The organism is Ralstonia sp. A12 (genome assembly GCF_000801955.1).
Taxonomy (GTDB): Bacteria; Pseudomonadota; Gammaproteobacteria; order Burkholderiales; family Burkholderiaceae; genus Ralstonia.
The window spans coordinates 55,084-78,175 of sequence record NZ_JSZO01000011.1; the positions used below are offsets into that span (position 1 = coordinate 55,084).

21 protein-coding genes are annotated in these 23,092 nt (G+C 63.5%); 16 read left to right on the forward strand and 5 right to left on the reverse strand.

Annotated elements, in window-relative coordinates; all coding sequences use genetic code 11:
• Nucleotides 1-836: 836 nt before the first annotated feature.
• The 14 genes from flhD (at nucleotide 837) to cheZ (ending at nucleotide 15,659) form a co-directional block, all read left to right on the forward strand.
• Nucleotides 837-1,154 (forward strand): flagellar transcriptional regulator FlhD, encoded by a 318-nt coding sequence (gene flhD, locus PI87_RS14235; RefSeq protein ID WP_039598370.1) that lies wholly within the window; start codon nucleotides 837-839, stop codon nucleotides 1,152-1,154.
• A gap of 74 nt (nucleotides 1,155-1,228) precedes the next feature.
• Nucleotides 1,229-1,789: a flagellar transcriptional regulator FlhC gene (gene flhC, locus PI87_RS14240; RefSeq protein WP_039598371.1), complete on the forward strand. Its 561-nt coding sequence runs from the start codon at nucleotides 1,229-1,231 to the stop codon at nucleotides 1,787-1,789.
• A 486-nt stretch (nucleotides 1,790-2,275) separates the two neighbouring features.
• Nucleotides 2,276-3,136 (forward strand): flagellar motor stator protein MotA, encoded by an 861-nt coding sequence (gene motA / locus PI87_RS14245; protein WP_039598372.1) that lies wholly within the window; start codon nucleotides 2,276-2,278, stop codon nucleotides 3,134-3,136.
• Nucleotides 3,137-3,213: 77 nt separating this feature from the next.
• Nucleotides 3,214-4,161 (forward strand): flagellar motor protein MotB, encoded by a 948-nt coding sequence (motB, locus tag PI87_RS14250; RefSeq protein WP_039598373.1) that lies wholly within the window; start codon nucleotides 3,214-3,216, stop codon nucleotides 4,159-4,161.
• Nucleotides 4,162-4,185: 24 nt separating this feature from the next.
• Nucleotides 4,186-4,599 carry a response regulator gene (locus PI87_RS14255; RefSeq protein ID WP_039598374.1) on the forward strand — a complete coding sequence of 138 codons (414 nt, stop codon included), beginning with the start codon at nucleotides 4,186-4,188 and terminating at the stop codon, nucleotides 4,597-4,599.
• Between the two features lie 33 nt (nucleotides 4,600-4,632).
• Nucleotides 4,633-6,834: a chemotaxis protein CheA gene (cheA, locus tag PI87_RS14260; RefSeq protein ID WP_039598375.1), complete on the forward strand. Its 2,202-nt coding sequence runs from the start codon at nucleotides 4,633-4,635 to the stop codon at nucleotides 6,832-6,834.
• A 79-nt stretch (nucleotides 6,835-6,913) separates the two neighbouring features.
• On the forward strand, nucleotides 6,914-7,405 hold the full coding sequence (locus tag PI87_RS14265) for a chemotaxis protein CheW (RefSeq protein ID WP_021192842.1): 492 nt from the start codon (nucleotides 6,914-6,916) through the stop codon (nucleotides 7,403-7,405).
• 150 nt (nucleotides 7,406-7,555) lie between these two features.
• The gene (locus tag PI87_RS14270) at nucleotides 7,556-9,406 is read left to right on the forward strand and encodes a methyl-accepting chemotaxis protein (RefSeq protein WP_039598376.1); all 1,851 of its coding nucleotides are present in this window, start codon (nucleotides 7,556-7,558) and stop codon (nucleotides 9,404-9,406) included.
• A gap of 227 nt (nucleotides 9,407-9,633) precedes the next feature.
• Nucleotides 9,634-11,568, forward strand: a complete 1,935-nt coding sequence (locus tag PI87_RS14275) for a methyl-accepting chemotaxis protein (RefSeq protein WP_039598377.1) — start codon at nucleotides 9,634-9,636, stop codon at nucleotides 11,566-11,568.
• A 117-nt stretch (nucleotides 11,569-11,685) separates the two neighbouring features.
• Entirely contained in the window at nucleotides 11,686-12,585 is a 900-nt protein-coding gene (locus tag PI87_RS14280) for a CheR family methyltransferase (RefSeq protein ID WP_039598378.1), read from the forward strand.
• An 89-nt stretch (nucleotides 12,586-12,674) separates the two neighbouring features.
• The gene (gene cheD / locus PI87_RS14285) at nucleotides 12,675-13,292 is read left to right on the forward strand and encodes a chemoreceptor glutamine deamidase CheD (protein WP_039598565.1); all 618 of its coding nucleotides are present in this window, start codon (nucleotides 12,675-12,677) and stop codon (nucleotides 13,290-13,292) included.
• 27 nt (nucleotides 13,293-13,319) lie between these two features.
• Entirely contained in the window at nucleotides 13,320-14,450 is a 1,131-nt protein-coding gene (locus tag PI87_RS14290; protein WP_039598379.1) for a protein-glutamate methylesterase/protein-glutamine glutaminase, read from the forward strand.
• A gap of 145 nt (nucleotides 14,451-14,595) precedes the next feature.
• The gene (gene cheY / locus PI87_RS14295; protein WP_039598380.1) at nucleotides 14,596-14,997 is read left to right on the forward strand and encodes a chemotaxis response regulator CheY; all 402 of its coding nucleotides are present in this window, start codon (nucleotides 14,596-14,598) and stop codon (nucleotides 14,995-14,997) included.
• Complete coding sequence (gene cheZ / locus PI87_RS14300; protein ID WP_039598381.1) at nucleotides 14,997-15,659, forward strand: protein phosphatase CheZ; 663 nt, start codon at nucleotides 14,997-14,999, stop codon at nucleotides 15,657-15,659. The genes cheY and cheZ overlap by 1 nt, the downstream gene beginning before the upstream one ends.
• Before the next feature lie 198 nt (nucleotides 15,660-15,857).
• Here the strand turns inward: cheZ and PI87_RS14305 are convergent, their stop codons facing one another.
• The 4 genes from PI87_RS14305 to PI87_RS14320 all read right to left on the reverse strand — a co-directional run bounded on the left by PI87_RS14305 (nucleotide 15,858) and on the right by PI87_RS14320 (nucleotide 20,513).
• Nucleotides 15,858-16,940: a formylglycine-generating enzyme family protein gene (locus PI87_RS14305; protein WP_084209963.1), complete on the reverse strand. Its 1,083-nt coding sequence runs from the start codon at nucleotides 16,938-16,940 to the stop codon at nucleotides 15,858-15,860.
• Nucleotides 16,940-18,925 (reverse strand): arylsulfatase, encoded by a 1,986-nt coding sequence (locus PI87_RS14310; protein ID WP_039598382.1) that lies wholly within the window; start codon nucleotides 18,923-18,925, stop codon nucleotides 16,940-16,942. The genes PI87_RS14305 and PI87_RS14310 overlap by 1 nt, the downstream gene beginning before the upstream one ends.
• 165 nt (nucleotides 18,926-19,090) lie before the next feature.
• A complete protein-coding gene (locus tag PI87_RS14315) occupies nucleotides 19,091-19,864 on the reverse strand; it encodes a hypothetical protein (RefSeq protein ID WP_039598567.1) in 774 nt (257 codons plus the stop codon).
• A gap of 58 nt (nucleotides 19,865-19,922) precedes the next feature.
• On the reverse strand, nucleotides 19,923-20,513 hold the full coding sequence (locus PI87_RS14320; protein WP_039598383.1) for a hypothetical protein: 591 nt from the start codon (nucleotides 20,511-20,513) through the stop codon (nucleotides 19,923-19,925).
• A 258-nt stretch (nucleotides 20,514-20,771) separates the two neighbouring features.
• Here PI87_RS14320 and flhB point away from each other — a divergent pair, with 258 nt between their 5' ends.
• Both flhB and PI87_RS14330 read left to right on the forward strand, forming a co-directional pair.
• Complete coding sequence (flhB, locus tag PI87_RS14325) at nucleotides 20,772-21,938, forward strand: flagellar biosynthesis protein FlhB (RefSeq protein ID WP_039598384.1); 1,167 nt, start codon at nucleotides 20,772-20,774, stop codon at nucleotides 21,936-21,938.
• A 287-nt stretch (nucleotides 21,939-22,225) separates the two neighbouring features.
• A complete protein-coding gene (locus tag PI87_RS14330; RefSeq protein ID WP_039598385.1) occupies nucleotides 22,226-22,453 on the forward strand; it encodes a hypothetical protein in 228 nt (75 codons plus the stop codon).
• A gap of 188 nt (nucleotides 22,454-22,641) precedes the next feature.
• Here the strand turns inward: PI87_RS14330 and PI87_RS14335 are convergent, their stop codons facing one another.
• Nucleotides 22,642-23,082, reverse strand: a complete 441-nt coding sequence (locus PI87_RS14335) for a hypothetical protein (protein ID WP_039598386.1) — start codon at nucleotides 23,080-23,082, stop codon at nucleotides 22,642-22,644.
• Between the last annotated feature and the right edge of the window lie 10 nt (nucleotides 23,083-23,092).

Below are 23,092 nucleotides of genomic sequence, written 5' to 3' on the forward strand. Positions count from 1 at the left end.
CCTGCACTTGCGGGCGCTGTCCTACAGCAGTGCCCGTGCGCAATCGCAGGAATTCCGACGTTTCTCCCGCAGGCGGTAGACCATGCCGCACTTTCCGGCATGGCCTCGTCAGGCAAGTGGTGTCGCCGTCCTTTCTCGCCCTGACAAGCTTGCCAAAGCGATCTTCATTGTCTCTATTTATAAGACGTGTATCGTATAGAGAGACATTTGGGTAGGAGCTGTCCTACAAAATCGCCATTCGACTGTAGGAGTGCTCCTACAAAACTGGCCGAAAAGCGGTCGGAACTGTCCTACACGGCCTGTAGGACGGGGTAAGAAGTGTCCTACAAACCGTTAACCCGGCATCCGATGCTCACAGTGGCAGAAGTGCGACGCCTTCTTTGTCGATTCTGCGCGTCTTTAGGCAATAATATTGCTATTTTCAGCCGAACATTAGGGTAAAACCGTGTCAAACGACCGCTTTAGCGCACGGTCTATCCAGGCTTACTGCGTCGGCAATGGCCGTGTTTACAACATTTATTAACAGTTTTGTAGGAAGTTGGCCTACAAGAAAACGGCTTACCTCACCCCTCCGACGTAGGGGGCCACCCTTCTTTACTTACCCCGATCGGAAACCCACAATGTGTTCAACAGAAAACAACTTCGCCATGTCTTTAGCGACGTGAGTAAGAAGGAGGCAGGAAGTGCCGGCAACGGTGCCCACTGCCAGGAACATCCGATCTGTGGGGATTGGTGACCGCCCGGCGAGGGTAGGCGTGAAACACAACAGCGCCACCGGGCAGCACCATGCGGGATCGGATGCAGGTTGTACTTTTACTGCACACGACGGGACATACATGGACACGCAAGATATCGTTTCTGAGATCAGCGAGCTGAATCTCACCTATTTGATGCTTGCCCAGCAGATGCTGAGCAAGGATCGCGATGCCGCTCTGTTTCGCCTCGGCATCTCTGAAGAATTGGCTGACATCCTGTTGACGATGTCGCCCGCGCAGATCGTCAAGCTGGCCAGCACGAACATGATGCTGTGCCGCTTCCGCTTCGACGATCACGCCATCCTGGGTCTGGTGACCCAGCCGCACCGTGACAAGGGCCTGCAGCAATCGCAAATGTCGATCCTGCTGGCGCGTCAGGCGGTTGAGCAGATCAGCTAAGCCATTTGCGGCGGGTGTTCCGCCGGGTTTAGCGTGATTCGGATGGGTAGCAGAAGCAAAGCGGGAGCAGTGCCATGCGTCATACCAGCGTCATGAATGAAGTCCAGCAGATCCACCTCGCAGCGGAGTTGATTTCGCTCGGTGCGCGTCTGCAGTTGCTGGAACAGGAAACCACGCTCAGCCGTGAGCGTCTGGTCAAGCTGTACAAGGAAATTCGCGGGGAATCGCCGCCCAAGGGCATGCTGCCTTTCTCGGCAGACTGGTTCCTGACGTGGTCGCCGAACATCCACTCGTCGATTTTCCTGAACATTTACCGTTTTCTGGGTGAGAACAGCCGCAGCACCGGTGTGCGCCGCCTGATCTCGGCCTACAAGCTGTACCAGGAACACATTCACGTTCACGAGCAGGAAGAAGTGCTATCCATCACCCGCGCGTGGATGATGTTGAAGTTCTTCGAGGGGAAGATGCTGCACACCGTGAAGTGCACGCGCTGCACCGGCCATTTCGTGGCCCACGCAGAAGACCTGCACCATGGTTTTGTGTGCGGTGTATGTCAGCCGCCGTCACGCGCAGGGAAGAAAAAGCGCGTCGCTGGCCAGGCAGATGCGGTCGCAGACAAGACGATCGACGCCTGAACGGTATCAACGGGACGCGGGGTACGGGACGTACGGGAACGCTCGCCGGGGAATGACGGGAAATACGGGAACACAATAAAAACGGCCGGCAAGTCCAGCACATAACAAGACAGTACAGAACACAGAGCAGGAAAAAGCACAGGGGCTCAGACAGTACAAAAGGGGAAGGGGGTAGGCCGGTCGTCGCAGGGAGCTGCGGACCGGCATTTTTTTTGCCGCCGCGCGTGAAAGCTGGGGAAAAAGGGACGGAAAGCGTTTTTCCGTCCCTTTTTCTTTTGTTTTGCCTCCTGCGGGGGGCGAGGTGGTGCTCAAGCCGCCCGTTTTGCTGCCGTTCTTGGTGGAGAAGGGCGCGGTGCGCCGGTTTCCGACAGCCTTTTCCCACGCAGAAAGGCAGCAAAACCCGGCGCCAAGCCTTCAGTAAACCGGGCCGATGCCGTTAATCCACCTTGTATTGATCGCAGCATTGCCCATTCAGGAGTTTGCCCCGTGCTAGTCGCCATCGGTTACATCGTGATCATCGCCTCGGTGTTCGGCGGCTACATGCTGGCCGGCGGGCACCTGGGGCCCCTGTTTCAGCCGACTGAACTGCTGATCATCTTCGGTGCCGGTGTCGGCGCCTTCGTGGTCGGCAATGACAAGAAGGCCATCAACGCCACCGTCAAGGCCATTCCGGGTCTGTTCAAGGGCTCGAAGTACACCAAGGCCCTCTATATGGAAGTGATGGCACTGCTGTATGTAGTGCTGTCCAAGATCCGCCGCGAAGGGATGATGTCGATCGAAGCCGACATCGAAGCCCCGCACGAAAGCGCGCTGTTCGCCAACTACCCCGCCATTCAGGGCGATCACCACGCGCTGGATTTCATCTGCGATTACCTGCGCCTGATGGTGGGCGGCAACCTGAATCCGTTCCAGATCGAAGCGCTGATGGATCAGGAAATCGACACCCACCACCACGAAGCCGAACAGCCGGCCCGCATCATCACCAAAGTGGGCGACGCCATGCCGGCCTTCGGCATCGTGGCGGCGGTGATGGGCGTGGTGCACACCATGGGCTCGGTCGGCTTGCCGCCGGCAGAGCTGGGCAAGCTGATCGCCTCGGCGCTGGTCGGCACCTTCCTAGGCATTTTGCTGGCGTACGGCTTCATCGGGCCGCTGGGCTCGCTGCTGGAGCAGCGCGCTGAAGAATCGACCAAGTTGTTCCAGTGCATCAAGGTGACGCTGCTGGCAAGCATGAACGGCTACGCCCCGGCGATTGCGGTGGAGTTCGGCCGCAAGGTGCTGTTCTCGACCGAGCGCCCGTCGTTTGCCGAACTGGAAGACCACGTGCGTGGCGCGAAAACCGCCTAGCGCTGACCTTATGAGACAAGAGCACGGCCGCCGAGCCGCGCCATTCACCACGCAGTACTGACCGACGGGAACGGACCATGAGCAAGTCCAGCACACCGACCTTCATTGTCATCCGGCGCAACAAGAAGGCCGCACACGGCCACCACGGTGGCGCGTGGAAGATCGCCTACGCCGACTTCGTGACCGCCATGATGGCGTTCTTCCTGCTGATGTGGCTGCTCAGCTCGGTCACCAAGGCCGAGCTGTCGTCGGTGGAAACGTATTTCCGCACGCCGCTGAAGGTGGCGCTGTTTGGCGGCGCCGGTTCGGGCGATCAGTCGAGCATTCTGAACGGCAGTCCGGCGCTCAAGCAGAACATGCCGCAGCCGAACCCGAGCCCGAGCCCGACGGTGCAGCGCCAGCGCAACATCCGCGATGAATCCGACGATGCCGCGCTGAACAGGCTCAAGCAGAAGATTGCCGAGATGGTCGAGACCAACCCGGTGATGAGCCAGTTCAAGCACCAGTTGCTGATCGACATGACCAGCGAAGGGCTGCGCATCCAGATCGTGGACCAGCAGAACCGCCCGATGTTTGCCAACGCCAGCGCCGAGGTGCAGCCGTACATGCGCACCATCCTGCGCGAGCTGGGTTCGGCACTCAATGACGTGCCCAACCCGATCAGCCTGTCGGGCCATACCGACGCCACGCAATACGCCACCCAGAACGGCTACAGCAACTGGGAGCTGTCGGCTGACCGCGCCAACGCCTCGCGCCGTGAGCTGATTGCCGGCGGCATGAAGCCCGAGAAGGTTAGCCGTGTGGTGGGTCTGGAGGCATCGGTGCCGCTGGACAAGACTAACGCGTACAACCCGATCAACCGTCGCATCAGCATTGTTGTGCTCAACGCACGGGCGGCAGAAGCAGTCCGCTCGGGCGGGGTCGAGCCGGTGGCCGACCTGCGCAACGACGGCAAAGACACGCTGCCCGATGCAGCAGCACGTGCAACAGGAGTGGCCGACGCCGCTACTCCAGCCAAGCCATAAGCGCCCAGGGGGAGAAATCAGCCAATGAGCGAGAAACACATCCTGGTGGTGGACGATTCCACCTCGATCCGCCGCATGATCGCCGCGTGCCTGCGCGAGTGCGGTTTTGCCGTGACGGAAGCCCCAGACGGCGCTGCCGCGCTGGAAGCCGTGCGCAAGCAGACCGACGGCACCCACCACCTCGTGATTACCGACCAGGTGATGCCGGCAATGGACGGCCTCACCCTGATCCGCGCACTGCGATCGCTACCGGACTATGCCGACACGCCGATCCTGATGCTCACCACCGAGGCAGACGGCACGATCCGTGAACAGGCGCGTGCCGCCGGCGCGACGGGCTTCCTGCCCAAGCCGTTTGATCCGGAAGGCCTGACGGATTCGGTGAAGCAATTGTTTGAATGGCATGCGCAGACCCACGGGTCTGCATCGACGCATTAAGCGAGCAGATACACCCTTGACCGAGACCACAACATGAACCTCGACCTTAGCCAGTTTTTCGGCGCCTTCTTTGAAGAGGCGGAGGAGCTGCTCGTCGACATGGAGCGGCTGCTGCTCAATCTCGATGTCGCCAACCCATCTTCTGATGATCTGAACGCCATCTTCCGCTGCGCGCACTCCATCAAGGGCGGTGCCGCAACCTTCGGTTTCACGCACATGACGGAACTCACGCATGTGGCGGAATCGATTCTGGACCGCGCTCGCACCGGCACCCTGCAGTTGCGCGAGAACATGGTGGATGCCTTCCTGGAAACGAAAGACGTGTTGAAAAGCCAACTTGATGCCTACCGGCAAGAGCACCCCATCGATACGGCCACGCTCGAATACATGGTGGCCAAGCTCAACAGCCTGGCTGCCGAGGATGGCGCCGCGGCAGCGCAGCCCGCACCGGCAGCGCCCGTAGCCGCACCGGCTCCGGCGGCTGTCGAGTCCGTTGCGGTGGCGCCCGAAGTGGTGGAAGCGCCGGCGGCTGCACCGGCCGTGGCCATTGACGGCGGCCTGGACATCAAGCTCATCAACGTCTCCAACGAAGACTGCGAGCTGATCGTCACCGAACTCAAGCACCTGGGCACCCTGGTGAGCCACGCGCGCACCGGCCGCAACAGCGACATCGTGCTGCAGAGCACGTGCACCGCCGACGACATCATCGCGGTGAGCTGCTTCATCATCGACGCCGATCAGATCGTCATCACGCCGCACGTGGGTGGTGCCGCGCCTGCCGCTGCCGCTGCCCCGGTGGTGGAAGCCCAGGTTGCTGCCCCGACGCCGGCTGCCGCGCAAACCGAAGCGCACGCTCCGGCTGCCAACGAAATTGCCGCAGCCCCGGCTGCTGCGGCTGCTGCGGCTGCTGCCGCTGCGCCGATGCCGTCGCGCCCGGCCGCTGCCGAAAAGCCGGCAGTCGCCGCGGAAACGTCGATTCGCGTGGGCGTGGAAAAGGTCGACCAGCTCATCAATCTGGTGGGCGAACTGGTGATTACGCAGGCGATGCTGGCGCAGACCGCGTCGTCATTCGACCCGGTGTTGAACGAGCGCCTGTTTGCCGGCCTGTCGCAGCTCACGCGCAACGCGCGCGACCTGCAGGAAGCCGCCATGTCCATCCGCATGATGCCGATGGACTACGTGTTCAACCGCTTCCCGCGCCTGGTGCGCGACCTGGCGCACAAGCTGGGCAAGCAGGTCGAACTGTCGACGTTCGGTAAATCGACCGAGCTGGACAAGGGCCTGATCGAACGCATCATCGACCCGCTCACGCACCTGGTGCGCAACAGCCTGGATCACGGCATCGAACTGCCCGAGGCCCGCGTGGCCGCAGGCAAGGATGCGACCGGCCAACTGCTGCTGTCTGCGGCCCATCAGGGCGGCAACATCGTCATCGAGGTGAGCGACGACGGCCAGGGCCTGAACCGCGACAAGATCCTCAAGAAGGCGCGCGAGCGCGGCCTGCCCGTGTCGGACAACATGACCGACGATGAGATCAACCAGCTCATCTTCGCGCCGGGCTTCTCCACCGCTGACCAGGTGACGGACGTGTCCGGCCGCGGCGTGGGCATGGACGTGGTCAAGCAGAACATCCAGTCGATGGGCGGCTACGTCGAGATCCAGTCGCAGAAGGGCAAGGGCACGACCATCCGCATTGTGCTGCCGCTTACGCTGGCGATTCTGGACGGCATGTCGGTCAAGACCGGCGACGAAGTGTTCATCCTGCCGCTGTCGTGCGTGGCGGAATCGCTGCAGCCGCGCCCCGAAGACATCAAGGCCGTGCCGGGCGGTGGTCGCCTGCTGAAGGTGCGCAACGAATACCTGACGCTGGTGCCGATGTACGAGCGCTTCCGCATCACGCCGTCGCTGCCCGATCCGTCGGAAGGCATCGTCGTGATCCTGGATTCGGAAGGTAAGAAGATCGCCCTGCAGATTGACGAGTTGGTTGGCCAGCAGCAGGTGGTGGTCAAGAACCTCGAGACCAACTACCGCCGGGTGCCGGGCATCTCGGGCGCAACCATCCTGGGGGATGGCAGCGTGGCGCTGATCGTTGACGTGTCGGCGCTGATGCGTGAGGCACGCGAGACACGTTCGAGCCATTCAGAAAACGCCGTGCGTGCCGTTACTGCCGAGAAGCACGAGATGGGCGAGGCACAAGGCCGTCGATTCTCGACCGAGGCGATGGCCGCGGCATAAACGTCCACGCAGCTTTGGGTGGGTAACCGCCCGACAACGAATTCAATCTAGTGGCCCGACGGGGCCGAGGGGAACCGCAATGGCAGTCAAGGAACATGCGATCGGTGAGGAAACCGGCGGGGAGGAGTACCTGGCCTTCACCCTGGGTCGCGAAGAGTACGGCATCGATATCCTGAAAGTGCAGGAGATCCGTGGCTACGAGACCGTCACGCGCATTGCCAACGCACCGGACTTCATCAAAGGTGTGATCAACCTGCGCGGCATCATCGTGCCGATCGTTGATCTGCGCATCAAGTTCCAGCTCGACCGCGTGGAGTACAACCAGTACACCGTGGTCATCATCCTGAACCTGATGGACCGCGTGGTCGGCATCGTGGTGGATGGCGTGTCGGACGTGCTGACGCTGCAAAGCCAGCAGATCAAGCCGGCGCCGGAGTTCTCGGGCGCGCTGGACACGGAATACATCCGTGGCCTGGGCTCGATCGACGAACGCATGCTGATCCTGGTGGACATCGAGCGACTGCTGATGTCGGCCGACATGGCGCTGTGCGACGAGGCGGAAGCGGCCTAGTTGGGTGGCCTGATCGGGCAGCCTGATCACAACAGAAAAGTGTGGCCGGAGCATGCACCCGCGTGCATCCGGCAGGCGACAAGACACCTTGCGGCGGGCGCTCAAACGCCCGCCGTATCACAGGTGCGGCGCTGAAAGGGGAGGGAATCCATGTTCAGCAACATGACCATCCGGCTCCGGTTGGGGCTGATGATGGCGGGCATTGGTGTGCTTGCCGTCATCGTGGGTGTGACGGGCCTTGTCGGCATGCGTCACGCCAACACACGCTTGCAGGACACGTATGCCGTGCAACTGGCAGGCGCGGTGGCATTGGCTGATTCCGATTCCAACCTGCTGAGCTTCCGCATAGTGCTGGATCGCGCAGCCATGGTCTCGGGCACCCCTGCGGGGGCAACCGGCATGGACAAGACGATCGAGCGCGCCAAGATGTTCCTCGACAAATCCGATGCGGCCTGGAAGCGCTACCGTGCGCTGCCGACCTCATCGGAAGCGCGCAAGCTGGCCGACGAGGCCGATGGATTGCGTGGCACCTTCCTGCGCGACGGCGCCGAGGTGCTGATGCGCGCTGTGCAGGCTGGTGACCAGGCGACCGTCACCAAGACAGTAATGGATGTGATGCCCGCGCTGTACCGCCCGCTGGGCGACAAGGTGGCGGCGCTCAACCGCGTGCAATTGGAGACCGCCAAGTCGGATTACGAAGCCGGCCAGCGCGAGCACGACAGCCTGAGCGTGCTGACGACCAGTCTGCTGTTGGGCGGCATCGTCGTGGGCGGGCTGTTGACGTGGGCGCTGCGCCGCTCGATCACGCTGCCGCTCACACGTGCCATCGAGCAGGCTGAACACATCACACAGGGCGATCTCACGCACACCATCCACGTGAGCCGTGCGGATGAAACCGGCCGCCTGCTGCTGGCCCTGCAGCGCATGCAGGAGAGCCTGCAGAAGATGGTGGGGCAAGTGCGTTCGGGCTCCGACTCGATTGCCAGCGCCACGCAGCAGATTGCCACCGGCAATGCAGACCTGTCGCAGCGCACGGAGCAGCAGGCCAGCTCGCTGGAGCAGACTGCGTCGAGCATGGAGCAGCTCACGAGCATCGTGAAGCAGAACGCCGACAACGCTCGTCAGGCAAGCACGCTGGCTGGCAACGCATCGGACATCGCCGTGAAGGGTGGCGAGGTGGTGGGCCGGGTGGTGGACACCATGGCCGGCATCAACGAAAGCAGTAAGAAGATTGCCGACATCATCGGCGTGATTGAAGGGATTGCCTTCCAGACCAACATCCTGGCGCTGAATGCCGCTGTGGAAGCCGCGCGTGCGGGCGAGCAAGGCCGCGGCTTTGCCGTGGTGGCTGGTGAAGTGCGCAGCCTCGCGCAACGCAGCGCCACGGCCGCCAAGGAGATCAAGGAACTCATCAGCGATTCGGTTGGCCGCGTTGAAAACGGCACAACGCTGGTGGCCGAGGCGGGCAGCGTGATCGATGACGTGGTGGTAGCGGTCAAGCGCGTGACCGACATCATGGGCGAGATCAGCTCGGCGTCGGATGAGCAGAGCGCGGGCATCGAGCAGGTCAACCAGGCTGTGACCCGCATGGATGAGGGCACGCAGCAGAACGCGGCGTTGGTGGAACAGGCGGCAGCGGCGGCGATGTCGCTGCAGGAGCAGGCCGACGGGCTGCGTCAGGCAGTGGCGGCATTCCGCACGCATGCAGGCACGCAGATCGAACCAGCTCGGCAGGTTGCCAGTGCGCCTCGCGCGGCAAAGCCGGCAGCGGTGAAGCCGGTTGTACGCCGTGCCGCAGCCAAGGCGGCGCCCGCTCGCAAAGCGCCTGCAGCCGTGCAGCCGACCAACGAACAACCCAAGCCGGCCGCAGTGGAAGCTGCCGCAACCGAACAACAACGCGTGCGACCTGCCGCCGCCAAGCCGGCAGCACAAGCGCCCAAGTTGCAAACGCCCAAGCTCGTTGCCGCCGGTGGTGACGACAGCGATTGGGAAACCTTTTAACCATGTATGCACGAGATCTTCGCTGCTCGCGAAAGCTCTCTCGTGTGTGTTTGTGGTGTGCAGCCTGCCCTTCGGGGCAGGTTTTTTTTTGCCTGGGCAAGTCGTGCTGACAGATGAAGGGGCGATCCCCCTCTGAAGTGGCATGACCCCGAGGCGGTTCTAAAGAGCCGTCCCCTAGGAACCGATAGCGGTTACAGGGGCATATAAAAAAGAGAGAGGTAGACAACATGGGTTGGATCAAGCGTTTGCCGGTGTCCACGGTACTGACCGGCGGATTCCTGATCGTGGCCGCCATGGGCGCGGCCATCGGCGGGTTGGGCATCTACACGATTACGCAGTTGACGCGTGCCAGCGACGAGCTGGCGCAGAAACAGATGCGCGCCATCACCCAGATGGGCAGCGCGGCCAACAGCCTTGCGCACGCCAGCCGTGCGCAGACGGCCTTGCTGATTGCCACCACGCTCGACGAGCGGAAGGCGTTGAGTGGCGAGATCAGCAGCAACATGCAGCGCCTGAAAGACGGCGTCGAGAATGTGCGCCCGCTATTCGCATCGGACGAGGGCAAGAAGATGATCCGCGAGGTGGATGCCATCTACCCCGTCTGGAGCAAGCGCATGACGGATTTCGTTGCGCTGATGGACAAGCAGGGCCTGGACCCGACCCAGTTCGACAGCCGCGTCACCGCAGAGAACGTGGGCCTGCTGGACGACACGGGTGCGTTTGAGAAGACGCTCGACAAGATGGTCAAGCGCGTGGAGGACGTTTCCGCCGCGTCTACCGTCAAGGCACGAGAAGACGCGCAGCGCTCCCGCTTGCTGATGATGGTGATGGCGGCCGTGGGTGCGGTGCTGGGCATCGTGCTGGGTATCGTCATTGCGCGCCGACTGTCGCGCCAGCTGGGCGGTGAGCCGTCGTACGCTGCTGACATTGCCCGCCGCATCGCGGGCGGCGATCTGGCCGTGCAGGTGAAGACCCGCCCGGGCGATCACAGCAGCATGCTGTTCGCCATGTCGCAGATGCAGCAGCAACTGACTGGCACCATCAGCAACATCAAAAGCTCGGCGGATTCGATTGCCAGTGCCACCAAGCAGATCGCAGCGGGCAATGCCGATCTTTCCCAGCGCACGGAAGAGCAGGCCAGCTCGCTGGAGGAAACAGCATCCAGCATGGAAGAGCTGACCAGCATCGTGAAGCAGAACGCCGACAACGCCCGTCAAGCCAGTGCGCTGGCCGGCAACGCATCGGACATCGCCGTCAAGGGCGGCGAGGTGGTGGGCCGCGTCATCGAGACGATGACGGGTATCAACGCCAGCAGCAAGAAGATTGCCGACATCATCGGCGTGATCGAGGGCATCGCCTTCCAGACCAACATCCTGGCGTTGAATGCCGCGGTGGAAGCCGCCCGTGCAGGTGAACAGGGGCGCGGCTTTGCCGTGGTGGCGGGTGAGGTGCGCAGCCTGGCGCAGCGCTCAGCCACGGCTGCCAAGGAGATCAAGGAGCTGATTGGCGATTCCGTTGGCCGTGTGCGCAACGGCTCGGCGCTGGTGACGGAAGCGGGTGGGGTGATCGAAGAGGTGGTCGTCGCCGTTAAGCGTGTGACGGACATCATGGGCGAAATCTCTGCTGCCTCGGACGAGCAAAGCTCCGGTATCGAGCAGGTCAACCAAGCCGTGAACCAGATGGACGAGGTCACCCAGCAGAACGCCGCACTGGTCGAGCAGGCCGCCGCCGCCGCGCTGTCGCTGGAAGAGCAGGCACACCTGCTGCGCAACGCCGTATCGGCGTTCCGGACCGATGAATCCGCCGAACTGGCGGCATCGGTGATGGCACCTCTGGCGGCCGAGCCCGCCAAGCCGGCAGTGCGCAGTGAAGTGCACCCGGAAGGCAAGACGCAGATCGTGCGTTCGGTGGCCCGCGCGATTGCTTCACGCAAAGCGGGTCAATCGGCCAAGCCTGCACCGGCTGTTGTGGAAACCCCGGCGCCAGCGGAAGCGCCTGCCGTTGCGCCGGATCAAGGCGAAAAAGCGCATCAAGAAGCACATTCCTCGGTTGCACCTGTGGCTGCGGTGGCCGCTTCTGCTGCTGTTTCGGTGGCCGTTGCAGCGCCAACCCTCAAGCTGTCCGCCGCTTCTGCCGATGATGATGAATGGAGCACCTTCTGACGCCAGCGCCCGGCCAGCATCACTGCAGCATCTACGGCGCGGCACCAGAAACCCGGTGCCCGCCAATCGACTGAAAGCGGGCATCCAAGACTCGCGCAATTACGGGGTAGTTATCTAATGGCACAAACGGCACAAACGGCACAAACCTTGGCGCCAGTTTCGCCGACGCTCGCGTCGCGTGAGTTTTCGTTTACCGCGGCAGATTTCGCCCGCATCCGCGACCTGATCTATCGTCGCGTCGGCATTTCGCTGTCCGACCGCAAGAGTGAGATGGTCTACAGCCGCCTGGCCCGCCGCCTGCGTGTGGTCAACCTCGGCTCGTTCCGCGATTACCTGGATGCGCTGGAACACGGCCATCTGCCCGACGAGTGGGAAGCCTTTACCAACGCGCTGACCACCAACCTGACCGCGTTCTTTCGCGAGCAACATCACTTTCCGCTCCTGGCCGAGCATGCCAAGGCCAAGCGCACGCCGTTTACCGTGTGGTGCTCGGCCTCGTCGACCGGCGAGGAGCCGTACTCGATCGCCATCACCCTGGCGGAAACGTTCGGCACGATGTCGCCGGGCCAGGTAAGCGTGGTGGCTTCTGACGTGGATACCAATGCGCTGGCCCGCGCCCGCGCCGGCATCTACCCGATGGAACGCGTGTCGGCGCTGTCCACCGATCGCCTGAAGAAGTATTTCCTGCGTGGCACCGGCAAGCAGGAGGGCTACGCGCGCGTGCGGCCCGAGCTGCAGGCCATGATCGACTTCCGCCAGATCAACCTGCTCGACCGCGATTGGCCGTTGCAACAGAAGTTTGACGTGATCTTCTGCCGCAACGTGATGATCTATTTCGATAAGCCGACGCAGGCCAAGATTCTCGAGCACTTCATCGACGTGATGAAGCCCGATGGCCTGCTGTTTGCCGGCCATTCCGAGAGCTTCCTGCAAGTGACCAAGGCATGGTCGCTGCGCGGCAAGACCGTGTACGAAATCGCGCCCGAACTGCGCGCGAAGATGACGGGGGCGAAATGATCGAACTCGGCAAGAAAGCAAACGCACACGCCACCTTGCGCACCGCCGCCGACTCGGTGCGCAGCGACAGCGGCATGACGGTCGGCGCCATGGCGACGCTCGCCCAGTCCGCCGCCAGCACGCACGCGTACTACGACACCACCTTCAGCCGCCGTGCCATGAAGGTGCTGCCCGGCGAGTACTACGTCACCACCGAAGACCTGATGCTGGTGACGGTGCTCGGCTCGTGCGTCTCGGCCTGCGTGCGCGACAAGATTCTCGGCATTGGCGGCATGAACCACTTCATGCTGCCCTCGCGTAACGAGGGGGAATCGATCCTGTCGCCCTCCATGCGCTACGGCACGCATGCCATGGAAGTGCTGCTCAACCAGCTCTACAAGGCCGGCGCTCGCCGCGAGCACCTGGAGATCAAGGTGTTTGGCGGTGCCGCCGTGCTGGCCGGCATGAGCACGCTGGACGTGGGCGAGCGCAACGGCAAGTTCGTGCTCGAATTCCTGCGCAACGAAGGGCTGGCCGTAGCCGCCAAGGACCTGTTTGACGTGCACCCGCGCAAGGTGTATTTCGTGCCGTCCACCGGCCAGATCATGGTGCGCAAGCTGCGCTCGCAAAGCTCGGCCGCCGAGCTGGACAGCGAAGCCCAGTACGCCAGCAAGCTGTCGAAGTCCATTGCGACGAAGCCGACTTCGCGCCTGCAACTGTTTACGTAATTCCTGTTCCTTGCTCCCCCCAATAACATGAACGACAAACGCAAGATTCAGGTGCTGTGCATCGACGATTCCGCACTGATCCGCAGCATCCTGAAGGAGATCATCAACAGCCAGCCCGATATGGAAGTCGTGGGCGTTGCACCCGACCCGATCATCGCGCGCGACCTCATCAAGCAGACCAACCCGGACGTGCTCACGCTGGACGTCGAAATGCCGAAGATGGACGGCCTCGACTTCCTGGAAAAGCTCATGCGCCTGCGCCCGACGCCGGTGGTCATGATCTCGTCGCTGACCGAGCGCGGCTCTGAAGCCACGTTGCGCGCGCTGGAGCTGGGCGCGGTGGATTTTGTCGCCAAGCCCAAGCTGGGCATGCGCGACGGCATGAACGAATACGCTGACCAGATCGCCGACAAGATCCGCGCGGCCGCCCGTGCCCGCTTGCGTCCGCGCACGGCGGCACCGGCGCCGGCGCCGGCAGCTGCTCCGGCTCACGGCGCACACGTTCGCGCGGAGCACGCACCGGCCGCCCCGGTGGCGTCTGGCCCGGCCCGTACCCATTTCTCGTCGACGGAAAAGCTCATCATCGTGGGCGCGTCCACCGGCGGCACCGAGGCCATCAAGGATTTCCTGCTGGAGATGCCGCCCGACTGCCCCGGCATCCTGATCGTGCAGCACATGCCGGCGGGGTTCACCACCTCGTTTGCCAAGCGGCTCGACGGCCTGTGCCGCATCCGCGTGAAGGAAGCCGTGCACGGTGAACGTGTCCTGCCTGGCCACGCCTACATTGCCCCGGGTGACATGCACCTGTCGCTGGGCCGCAGCGGCGCCAACTACGTGACCGAGCTGGACCAGGGCCCGCCGGTCAACCGCCACCGCCCGGCGGTGGATGTGCTGTTCCGCTCGGCGGCGCGCAACGCCGGCGCCAACGCGCTGGGCGTGATCCTGACCGGCATGGGTAAGGATGGCGCGGCCGGCATGCTGGAAATGCGCAACGCGGGCGCGTATAACGTCGCCCAGGACGAGGCCTCGTGCGTGGTCTACGGCATGCCCAAGGAAGCCGTGGCCCACGGTGGCGTGCATGAAGTCCTGCCACTGTCGCAGATCGGCCCGCATGTGCTGGCCAAGCTGTACGCGCATGGCCGTGTGACGCGTGTGTAACTTGTAAACCGCTGATCAATCGAGGTCGGGGCGCAGTGGTCGGGCGCCCCGAAGCACGCCGGTGCTCAAGAAACGGCTGTGCGCGCCGATAACTCAGCCAAGGTAGTCCCGAAACCCCCCAATTTAGTAAGTGGAGATTGTGTCCATGGACAAGAGCCAGTGCCGATTCCTCGTCGTCGACGATTTCCCGACGATGCGCCGGATCGTGCGTAACCTGCTCAAGGAACTCGGTTTTTCCAACGTCGACGAGGCCGAAGACGGTGCCGCCGGCCTGGCCAAGGTCAAGGAAGGCCGGTTCGATTTTGTGGTTTCGGACTGGAACATGCCCAACATGGATGGTTTGCAGATGCTGCAGGCCATCCGTGCCGACGCCAACCCGGTCATCAGCAAGCTGCCGGTGCTGATGGTGACGGCCGAAGCCAAGAAGGAAAACATCATTGCCGCCGCCCAGGCCGGTGCCAACGGCTACGTGGTCAAGCCCTTTACCGCTGCCACGCTGGACGAGAAGCTGGGCAAGATTTTCGAGAAGCTCGAGAAGGGGGCGTGATGAGCGAGATGCACGATGGCGCCCACGCGCCAGCCGCAGAAGGTGCAGATCACGGCGATATGCCGGAAATGCTCCAGCGCATCGGCCACCTCACGCGCATGCTGCGCGAGAGCATGCGTGAGCTGGGCCTGGACAAGGGCGTGGAGAAGGCCGCATCGGCCATTCCCGACGCACGCGACCGCCTGAACTACATCGCCAACATGACTGAGCAGGCGGCCACCCGCGTGCTCAACGCCATCGACGCGGCCCGCCCGGTGCAAGACGCGCTGGAATCCGACGCCGAGGCGCTGGTCAACCGCTGGCAATCGTGGATGGACCGCCAACTGGGCGATGACGAAATCCGTGATCTGGTTGGCCAGACCAACGGCTTCCTGCGTAGCGTGCCGGAAAAGACGCGCGACACGAACCAGCAGCTGATGGAAATCCTGATGGCTCAGGACTTCCAGGACTTGACCGGGCAGGTGATCAAGAAGGTGCTGGATGTCGTGCAACTGATTGAAAGTCAGTTGGTCGGCATCCTGCTGGAGAACGCACCTGAACATCTGCGCACGGAAGCATCGTCGTCGTCGCTGCTGAATGGTCCGCAGATCAATCCGGACCACCCAGACGTGGTGGGTAGCCAGGAACAGGTTGACGATCTGCTGGAAAGCCTCGGCTTCTGAGAACCTGTCCACGATCCTACTGCGCGTCCCGATCTTGGTCCTGTGATGCTCGCCGTACCCGTGTACGGCTGCGCTTCTCGAACCAACCTCGGGCCGCTCGCTACGGATCGTGAACAGGCTCTGAATCGGCTGTCAACGCTCCCCGTTTGCTGCCGCGCCCGCCAGTTTGGCGGGCGTTTTCATTTCCGGGGCCGCGTTTCAGTCGCGCAGGATCGTCCGGAACCCGATGTGCGCGGCCGGCAGGTCAGCCTCCTGCGCCTCACGTGCCGAAGCCCGATACCGCACGCAGAAATCCGGCGAGCACAGGAACGAGCCCCCCTTGATCACCGTCGGCCGATTCGGCTGGCTGCCGTTCCGCCCGAACAGTTGCGGCTGGTCCAGCGCGGCCACGGCGCGCGTGTCGCCGTTTGCGTGCGACTGGTGCGGGCCGGTGTACGCGTCGCGCGTCCATTCCCACACGTTGCCGATCATGTCGTACAGCGCGAAGCCGTTGGCCGCATAGCAGCCGACCGGGCCAATGCCGGCGCGGCCATCCTCCGCCGTGTCGAGCACGGGGAAGATGCCTTGCCAGTAGTTGGCGCCGGGTTTGCCGTTGCCATCGCGCGGGGCTTTCTCCAGGTCGTCACCGTCCTGTCCGGCCTTGCCGGCGTATTCCCATTCCGCTTCGGTCGGCAGGTCATGGCCGAGCCAGTGCGCGTAAGCCAACGCATCGGCCTGGGTGACGCGCGTCACAGGCTGGTTGTCGACGTTGACGGGCTTGCTGTCGGGCCCAGTCGGGTGTCGCCAGTCCGCGCCTTTCACCCAGCGCCACCATGCGTACGGGCGCGCCTGCAACTCCGCTGTGTCCGGCACGTGAAAGACTACTGCGCCGCCCTGGCGCTCGGCATCTGTCACGTAGCCGGTGGCGGCCACGAAGGCGGCGAACTGCGCGTTGGTGACTTCCGTCTGGTCGATCCAGAAACCGCCCACGCGTGTCTTGCCGGTGCCCTGGGCAGGGCGTTCGTCCGGATAGCCGAGCGTGGTGCCAAAGGTGAAGCTGCCGCTGCTCACGTGCACCATGCCGGCCCGCGTGTCTTGGCGCCAGCCCGGCGGCAGGCCGGCGTAGCGGCCGCAGGCGTCGGCCGTGCCCAGCGGCAGGCGTGGTGCCGTGTGCGCGCTAACCACGTTGGCTGCACGGGCCGCCATGTTGCCGCCAGCCGGGTGCAGCAGCACAGCACCGGCCGCTGCCAGTGCCGTGCCCGCCAGCACCCAGCGCACGCGCTGATGGTCGGCGGCGCCCATCAATAGAACCCACGCGGGCGCAGCGGCTCCACACCGCCAACGCTGCGCATGTAGTCCTGCCATTGCCGGTACAGCGTGGCCGCCACGTCGGGGTACTGGGCAGACACATCGGTGGTCTCACCGCGGTCCTTCGAGATGTCGAAGAGCTGCCAGTGACCGTCGGCAACGCCCAGCGGCGGTTCGGTCCACAGCGCCTTCCAGCGGCCATCGGCGCTGCGCAGGTAGGCGCGGCCGTAGGACTCGTCACCGAAGGGCTGCGTGTGGATCGGGCCCGCATCCGCAGATTGCTTGATCGACGCCAGCAGCGACACGCCCGTCACCGGATACACTGCACGGCTGCCGTACTGCACCTTGCCCTTGTTCTGGTCGACACCGTTGCCATCCACGGCCGGTTGCGCGGGTGTGCTGGGCGTTGCAATGCCGGCCACGGCCAGGAAGGTGGCGGTGTTGTCCGTCACGTGCGTGAAGCGCGTGATGGGCGGCAGCGCCTGGGTCTGGCCCGGCAGACGCACGATGGCCGGCACCGAGACGCCGCCTTCAGCCGCATGGCCCTTGACCAGGTTGAACGGCGTGGCGCTCACCTCGGCCCAGCGCAGGCCGTATTGCAGACGCTGTGCGGCGGACAGGCCGTTGTCCGTGCCGAGCTTGGAGTAGACCGGGTCGGTGGCGTTGGCTTCATCGGTGGCCTTCGGGTCTGCGCCCGAGTCGATCGGCCAGCCTTCAGCGCCGTTGTCCGACTGGAACATGATGAAGGTGTTGTCGTACTCGCCAATGTCTTTCAGGTGCTGGATCAGCAGGCCGATGTTGTAGTCGAGGTTCTCGACCATGCCGGCGTAGATCTCCATGTAGCGCGCCTGGGCCTTGCGCTCCAGTGGCGTGAGGTCGCTCCACTTCTTGTTGACGTAGCCGGGGCCGTAGTCGGTGTAGCCCTGTGCGGGGCCGTGGTTGGCGTTGATGTAGCGCGCGTTGGCCGTGCCGTTGTTGGGCGAGGCGGGCGAGCGCGTGGTGGTGCCGGGCAAGCCGGCAAACGGCGTGAAGTCGGCCGGGATGATGCCCAGTGCCTTCTGCCGTGCGATGCGTGCGTTGCGGATGGTGTCGTAGCCCGCGTCATAGCGGCCGGCGTACTTGTGCAGCCACGGGTCAGGCACCTGCAGCGGCCAGTGCGGCGAGGTGTAGGCCGCATAGGCGAAGAACGGCTTGCCGTCGCCCTTGTGCGAATCGATGTAGCTGATCAGCTTCTGCGTGTAGAAATCGGTCGAATAGAACACCGCCGGGCTGCCGCCTGCGCCGCCCGGTTGCCCAGGCTGACCGGGCTGCACGTAGGCGCCGTCTTCCGTGTAGTTTTTCGCGTTGGCGTTCTCGTGCCCGAAGTGGTTGGCGGCAGCGCCCGGCAGCAACGCATACGAGCGTTCGAAGCCCCACTGGTCGGGCGTCTTGCCCAGGTTGGCGGCGCTGCCCGGAATGCCATTGCCCAGGTGCCACTTGCCGGCCATGTAGGTGTGATAGCCACCGTCCTTGAGCAGTTGCGCGACGGAGAGCGAGCGGTCGTTCAGATAGCCCTCGTAGCCCGGCAGGCCGGCGCGCTCGTCGTTGGGCGCACCCATGGTGCCTTCGCCCACGAGGTGGTGATCGGTGCCCGAGATGAGCATCGCGCGCGTGATGGCGCAGACGGTGCCTGCGTGGTGGTTGGTCAGCAGCCGGCCCGACTGCACGAGCGCATCGAGGTTGGGCGTGTCGATCTCTCCACCCATGGCGTGGATGTCGGAATAGCCGAGGTCATCGGCCATGATGTAGAGGATGTTGGGCTTGCGGGCCGGAGTGGTGGGCTGCGTGGGTGTGCTGCTGTCGGTGGCGCTGGCCGACGATGTAGCGGGCGGTGAATCGCTGCCGCACGCGGTGAGTGTGGCAACGGCGGTCACAAGCAACGCAGCAAGCGCACGTTGGCGCAGGGGTACGGCAGGGGAGATGGCTCGATCGGGTGACATGACGGTTGGTCCGTTCTGGTTTGACGAAGAACGGGTCATGCTATGGACGCGCCCCGCATAAGGCCACGAAGTTTTCCGCAGGTCGATATGACGCGGGAGGCGTCATATCGCTGCATCGCGGGCGTGCGGTTCCATTGCGAACCGCACGTTCGCTCAGTCCTGCGTTCAGTTGCGTGCTTGCTGTGAGACTTGCTGCAGGATCTGCCCCGCCGCGCTGTAGCTCGTGTTCATATAGATCTTCGCGAACGAGTGGCCCAGCACGTCAGACAGCGGGTGCCAGCCGAGCGAGTAGTTGGCGGGCAGCACCGTCTGCACCAGGCTCAACGCGCCGATCACCGTATCGGAGTGCGACGTCAGGTAGGTCGACCCCGGCAGTTGATAGCGCGCCGCGTTCCCCACGTTGACCGCGCTGATCTTGCCTTGCGCCTTGTCCGGCCCCGTTACCAGCAGGTTGATCTCGAAGTTGGTGTAGAGCGTGCCCTGCGAGTGGCCGACCAGCACGACCTTGCGCTGCGCCTTCAGATAGTTGCGGTACTGGTTCAGGTGGTCCGGCAGCTCGGGAATGTCGTTCTTCGTGAGAATGTCGATGTACTTCTGCTGCAGCGCTGCGTTCATGCCGCTGGCGGGCAGGCTGTTGCCGTCGATGGCGCGCCAGAAGTCGGCCGGGCTCGAGCCCTCCACGCTCTTCTGCTTGAACACCTGGTAGATGTCGCTCAGGGCACCCTGCGTGGCGTTGTAGGCGTTGCCGTAGATGTAGGTGTTGTTCTTGTCGCGCGCGTTGAGCTGGGTCTTCAGCACCTGCAGGCTGGCAACCGCATCGTCAAACGTATTGTTGATGCCGTTGACGAACACGATGGCAGACCCGGGGGCAGCCGAGAGGGCACTGAGTGGCGCGGCGAGCAGCGAACCGGCGAGCACGATGGTGGCAAGTCTCTTCATCTTCATCATCTTCATGCAGCAGTCTCCTTGGTGGCGTGGGTGAAGTCAGGCGGGAAACTCAGTTCGGCAGCGTGGCCGGATCGAAGCTGCACGAGGCGGCGCCGGGGTCGTCAAAGTACTGGCCGCCGGCCAGCGACTGGAAGCGCAGATAGGCTGTGGTGTCGCTCTCGCTATCCAGCATGACGGCACGCGCGGCCTTGATGCGGTCGAGCATCGTCTGCTGGTCAACGCCGGTCCTGGCCAGCACGCCCGGGCCCAGCGCGCAGGCGATGCCCCGGGCGATGTCATTGCCGGCCAGCTTGGCGTCTTGCGGGCCGCGCACGTCGTTGACGGCCTCGCTCCAGCCGTAGGCGATTTGCGTGAGAGCCTGGCGTGTGGCGGCGGAGTTGGGATATTCGCGGGCCAGGTAGTCGGTAAAGCGGGGCGGCAGCGGGCGCTCGGGCGGCGGCGGTGGCTTGTAGGCGGGCGCAGCCTGGGGTGGCTGTACGCTGGCGGGTGTTGGGGCGGGCGAGGGTGGCGTGGCCGCGGCGGCCTGCTTTGGCGGATCGGCCGGTGGGGCATCGGCGGCATCGGCCGAAAACAGCCGTACCCCCGCAAACAACAAGACTGCCGCCGCCAGGATCGCCCCGGCCTTGACCTGCCACCGCATATCCCCTCCTGCATGACGAGGTTGGACTGCCCGACGTACCGTATGCACCGCAGTGCATGTGACTGCGGCGCATGGTAGCGGCCTGGGCAGGCGGTTTGGTTAGGCCAGTGTTACCAAACAGATGTTTGGAGGTTTGCGCGGTGGCGGGCGGCCATTTCATGGAAAAAGCCGGCCAGAGGCGGTTTTCTCCACGCTTTAGAGCACGCGCGGTGCCGGAATAATGCGAGCGTCCAGTCATCCACCTCTCGCACGCCCGGCATGTCCGACGACAGCGATCTTGAAAAAACCGAACCCGCCTCTCCGAGGCGCCTCGAGCAGGCGCGCGAAGAAGGCGACGTTCCCAAATCACGGGAACTGGGTTCGTTCGCCCTGCTGGCCGTCAGTGCCGGCGGGCTGTGGGTGATGGGCGATTCGATCGTGCGGGCCGCGTCGTCGTTTCTGGCGCGCTGCCTGGAATTCCACCGCTACGACTACACCCGGGCACAGGACCAGTGGACCTACATCGGCGCGCAGTTCACGCCGCTGGCCACGGTGCTGGGCGGGCTGGTCCTCATGCTGATCCTGGCCGCGCTCACGCCGCTGGCGATGACGCGCGGGGCGATCTCGTTCAAGCCGCTGGAGCCGGACATCTCACGCCTGTTCAAGCTGCAGGGCCTGACACGCATGTTTTCGGTGGAAGGGCTGCTGGAGCTGCCCCGGCTGCTGCTCAAGCTGGCGCTGGTGGGCGGCGTCGGCTGGGGGCTGATCGTGCACTACCGGGGGGAGTTCATGGAGCTGCCCCAGCAGGACCTGCGCGCCGCCATGGGCGACGTCATGCACGTAGCCGGTGTGGCCTTCCTCTGCATGGCCGCGGTGATGCTGCTGGTGGCCGCCGTGGATGTGCCGCTGGCGCTGTGGCAATACGCCCGCAAGCACCGCATGACCAAGGAAGAGGTGCGCAAGGAGCACCGCGAGTCTGAAGGGGATCCGCACCTCAAGGGCCGCATCCGCGCCATGCAACGCCAGGCCGCCCAGCGCCGCATGATGGCCGACGTGCCCAAGGCCGATGTGATCGTCACCAACCCGACGCACTACGCGGTGGCGCTGCGCTATTCCGAAAAGGAGGGCGGCGCACCGCGCGTACTGGCCAAGGGTGCCGACCTAGTGGCCGCCAAGATCCGCGAGCTGGGCACCGAGCACAAGATTCCCATTCTGGAAGCGCCGCCGCTGGCGCGTGCGCTGTATCGCCATACCGAGATCGGTCACCAGATTCCGGAAGCGCTTTACGCTGCCGTGGCGGAAGTGCTGGCTTACGTCTATCAGTTGCGTCGCCTGCATCAGGTCGGTGGCCGCGCGCCCAAGCGCCCAACCGATCTGCCGGTGCCGGCGGATATGGACCCGGGGCCACAACCTGGCCCCGAGGATGAGGCAAATTCTGATTTATAGTTGCGCCCTTGCTTTGATGAAGTGCGGGTCATTACACTCTGCGGCACTGCTTTCGGTGCCATAGAGAAAGTGGTCGAGGCGTGGAACCCTCGAGTTAGCGGGCAAGTGCCGGGCATTAGGCGCTTGTCCTCAACTGCTATGGCTTGGCTTCGTCTTCAAAGGGCGAGCCAGGCTTGGACGGCTTCGGCCGTGCCGATCGCTAACTTCGGTGTTCCAACCAACCTGTGCTCGCCCACCCCCTTTTCTCAAAGGGCGTGGTGCGGCTCCAGTCAATAACAGGAGACCCGATGACCCACCCAACCCCCGATACATTCGCCCCTCAGCGGCTGGAAGCACACGCCGCGCTGTTCGATCGTCTGTCCAAGCTGCGTACGTTGCTCGATATGTTGCACGCCAACGGGTTCGAGCATTTCCACCGGCTGGAAGCGAACCGGCAAGCGGAGTATCTCTGGATGTGCAAAGAGCACGCGGATGGGGCGTATGACGCGATGCTGGTGTCGGATGGGGTGGTGTGAGCCGCCTTACTGAGGATCAACGATCGGAGTGTTTCAGGATCTCGATCACGTAGATCCTGAAATGCTCATAGACCCCGAAGCGGCCCTCGTCGGGAGAGGGCCACGGCTGTAGCGGTCGATATATGCCTGGACGAGAGCGCGCTCGTCGGTGGGGTTCATGACTCTTAGAAAGACACCAGTAGGTATGTCTACCCGTCCGCTTCCAGCAATACCTCGGAAAGTTCACCACGAAGCATCGCTTGCATGTCTGCGACCAACCGTTCGATGCCTGCGTATGTCGTACGCAATTTCACTGAAGCGGAATGGCGAAGCGTGTCACTTGCAACGCTGTAGGGGCTGACGACACGAATCGAAGCGACCAAGTGGCCTGTCGCGTCGACGGGGAAAACGGAAAAATGGAAGTGCTCGTCCTCCATCTCACCGAGTGAGTTCAGGAATCCAGACGTTATCTCAGGTGGATTTCCCGCAGACAATGGGTACGCGGAAAATGCGTCAAGCTGGCGTATCAAGCGCTCCGTATCGAAATATCCATGACCTCGCCCAGCAAAGCCGTCCGCATGGAATTCAACTTGTAGAGCGCCCGTGCCATCGCCGTCATCATCGAATTGAAAGCGGATGTGGTTTTTCATCGTCCGTGCA

Coding starts and splice junctions, on each gene's coding strand:
- PI87_RS14315 (WP_039598567.1), bottom strand. CDS start 19,864: ATGAAGAGACTTGCCACCATCGTGCTCGCCGGTTCGCTGCTCGCCGCG.
- PI87_RS14335 (WP_039598386.1), bottom strand. CDS start 23,082: ATGAAAAACCACATCCGCTTTCAATTCGATGATGACGGCGATGGCACG.
- flhB (WP_039598384.1), top strand. CDS start 20,772: ATGTCCGACGACAGCGATCTTGAAAAAACCGAACCCGCCTCTCCGAGG.
- cheZ (WP_039598381.1), top strand. CDS start 14,997: ATGAGCGAGATGCACGATGGCGCCCACGCGCCAGCCGCAGAAGGTGCA.
- PI87_RS14310 (WP_039598382.1), bottom strand. CDS start 18,925: ATGTCACCCGATCGAGCCATCTCCCCTGCCGTACCCCTGCGCCAACGT.
- PI87_RS14280 (WP_039598378.1), top strand. CDS start 11,686: ATGGCACAAACGGCACAAACGGCACAAACCTTGGCGCCAGTTTCGCCG.
- PI87_RS14270 (WP_039598376.1), top strand. CDS start 7,556: ATGTTCAGCAACATGACCATCCGGCTCCGGTTGGGGCTGATGATGGCG.
- cheY (WP_039598380.1), top strand. CDS start 14,596: ATGGACAAGAGCCAGTGCCGATTCCTCGTCGTCGACGATTTCCCGACG.
- flhD (WP_039598370.1), top strand. CDS start 837: ATGGACACGCAAGATATCGTTTCTGAGATCAGCGAGCTGAATCTCACC.
- PI87_RS14265 (WP_021192842.1), top strand. CDS start 6,914: ATGGCAGTCAAGGAACATGCGATCGGTGAGGAAACCGGCGGGGAGGAG.
- motB (WP_039598373.1), top strand. CDS start 3,214: ATGAGCAAGTCCAGCACACCGACCTTCATTGTCATCCGGCGCAACAAG.
- flhC (WP_039598371.1), top strand. CDS start 1,229: ATGCGTCATACCAGCGTCATGAATGAAGTCCAGCAGATCCACCTCGCA.
- PI87_RS14275 (WP_039598377.1), top strand. CDS start 9,634: ATGGGTTGGATCAAGCGTTTGCCGGTGTCCACGGTACTGACCGGCGGA.
- cheA (WP_039598375.1), top strand. CDS start 4,633: ATGAACCTCGACCTTAGCCAGTTTTTCGGCGCCTTCTTTGAAGAGGCG.
- PI87_RS14255 (WP_039598374.1), top strand. CDS start 4,186: ATGAGCGAGAAACACATCCTGGTGGTGGACGATTCCACCTCGATCCGC.
- PI87_RS14320 (WP_039598383.1), bottom strand. CDS start 20,513: ATGCGGTGGCAGGTCAAGGCCGGGGCGATCCTGGCGGCGGCAGTCTTG.
- PI87_RS14330 (WP_039598385.1), top strand. CDS start 22,226: ATGACCCACCCAACCCCCGATACATTCGCCCCTCAGCGGCTGGAAGCA.
- PI87_RS14290 (WP_039598379.1), top strand. CDS start 13,320: ATGAACGACAAACGCAAGATTCAGGTGCTGTGCATCGACGATTCCGCA.
- PI87_RS14305 (WP_084209963.1), bottom strand. CDS start 16,940: ATGGGCGCCGCCGACCATCAGCGCGTGCGCTGGGTGCTGGCGGGCACG.
- cheD (WP_039598565.1), top strand. CDS start 12,675: ATGGCGACGCTCGCCCAGTCCGCCGCCAGCACGCACGCGTACTACGAC.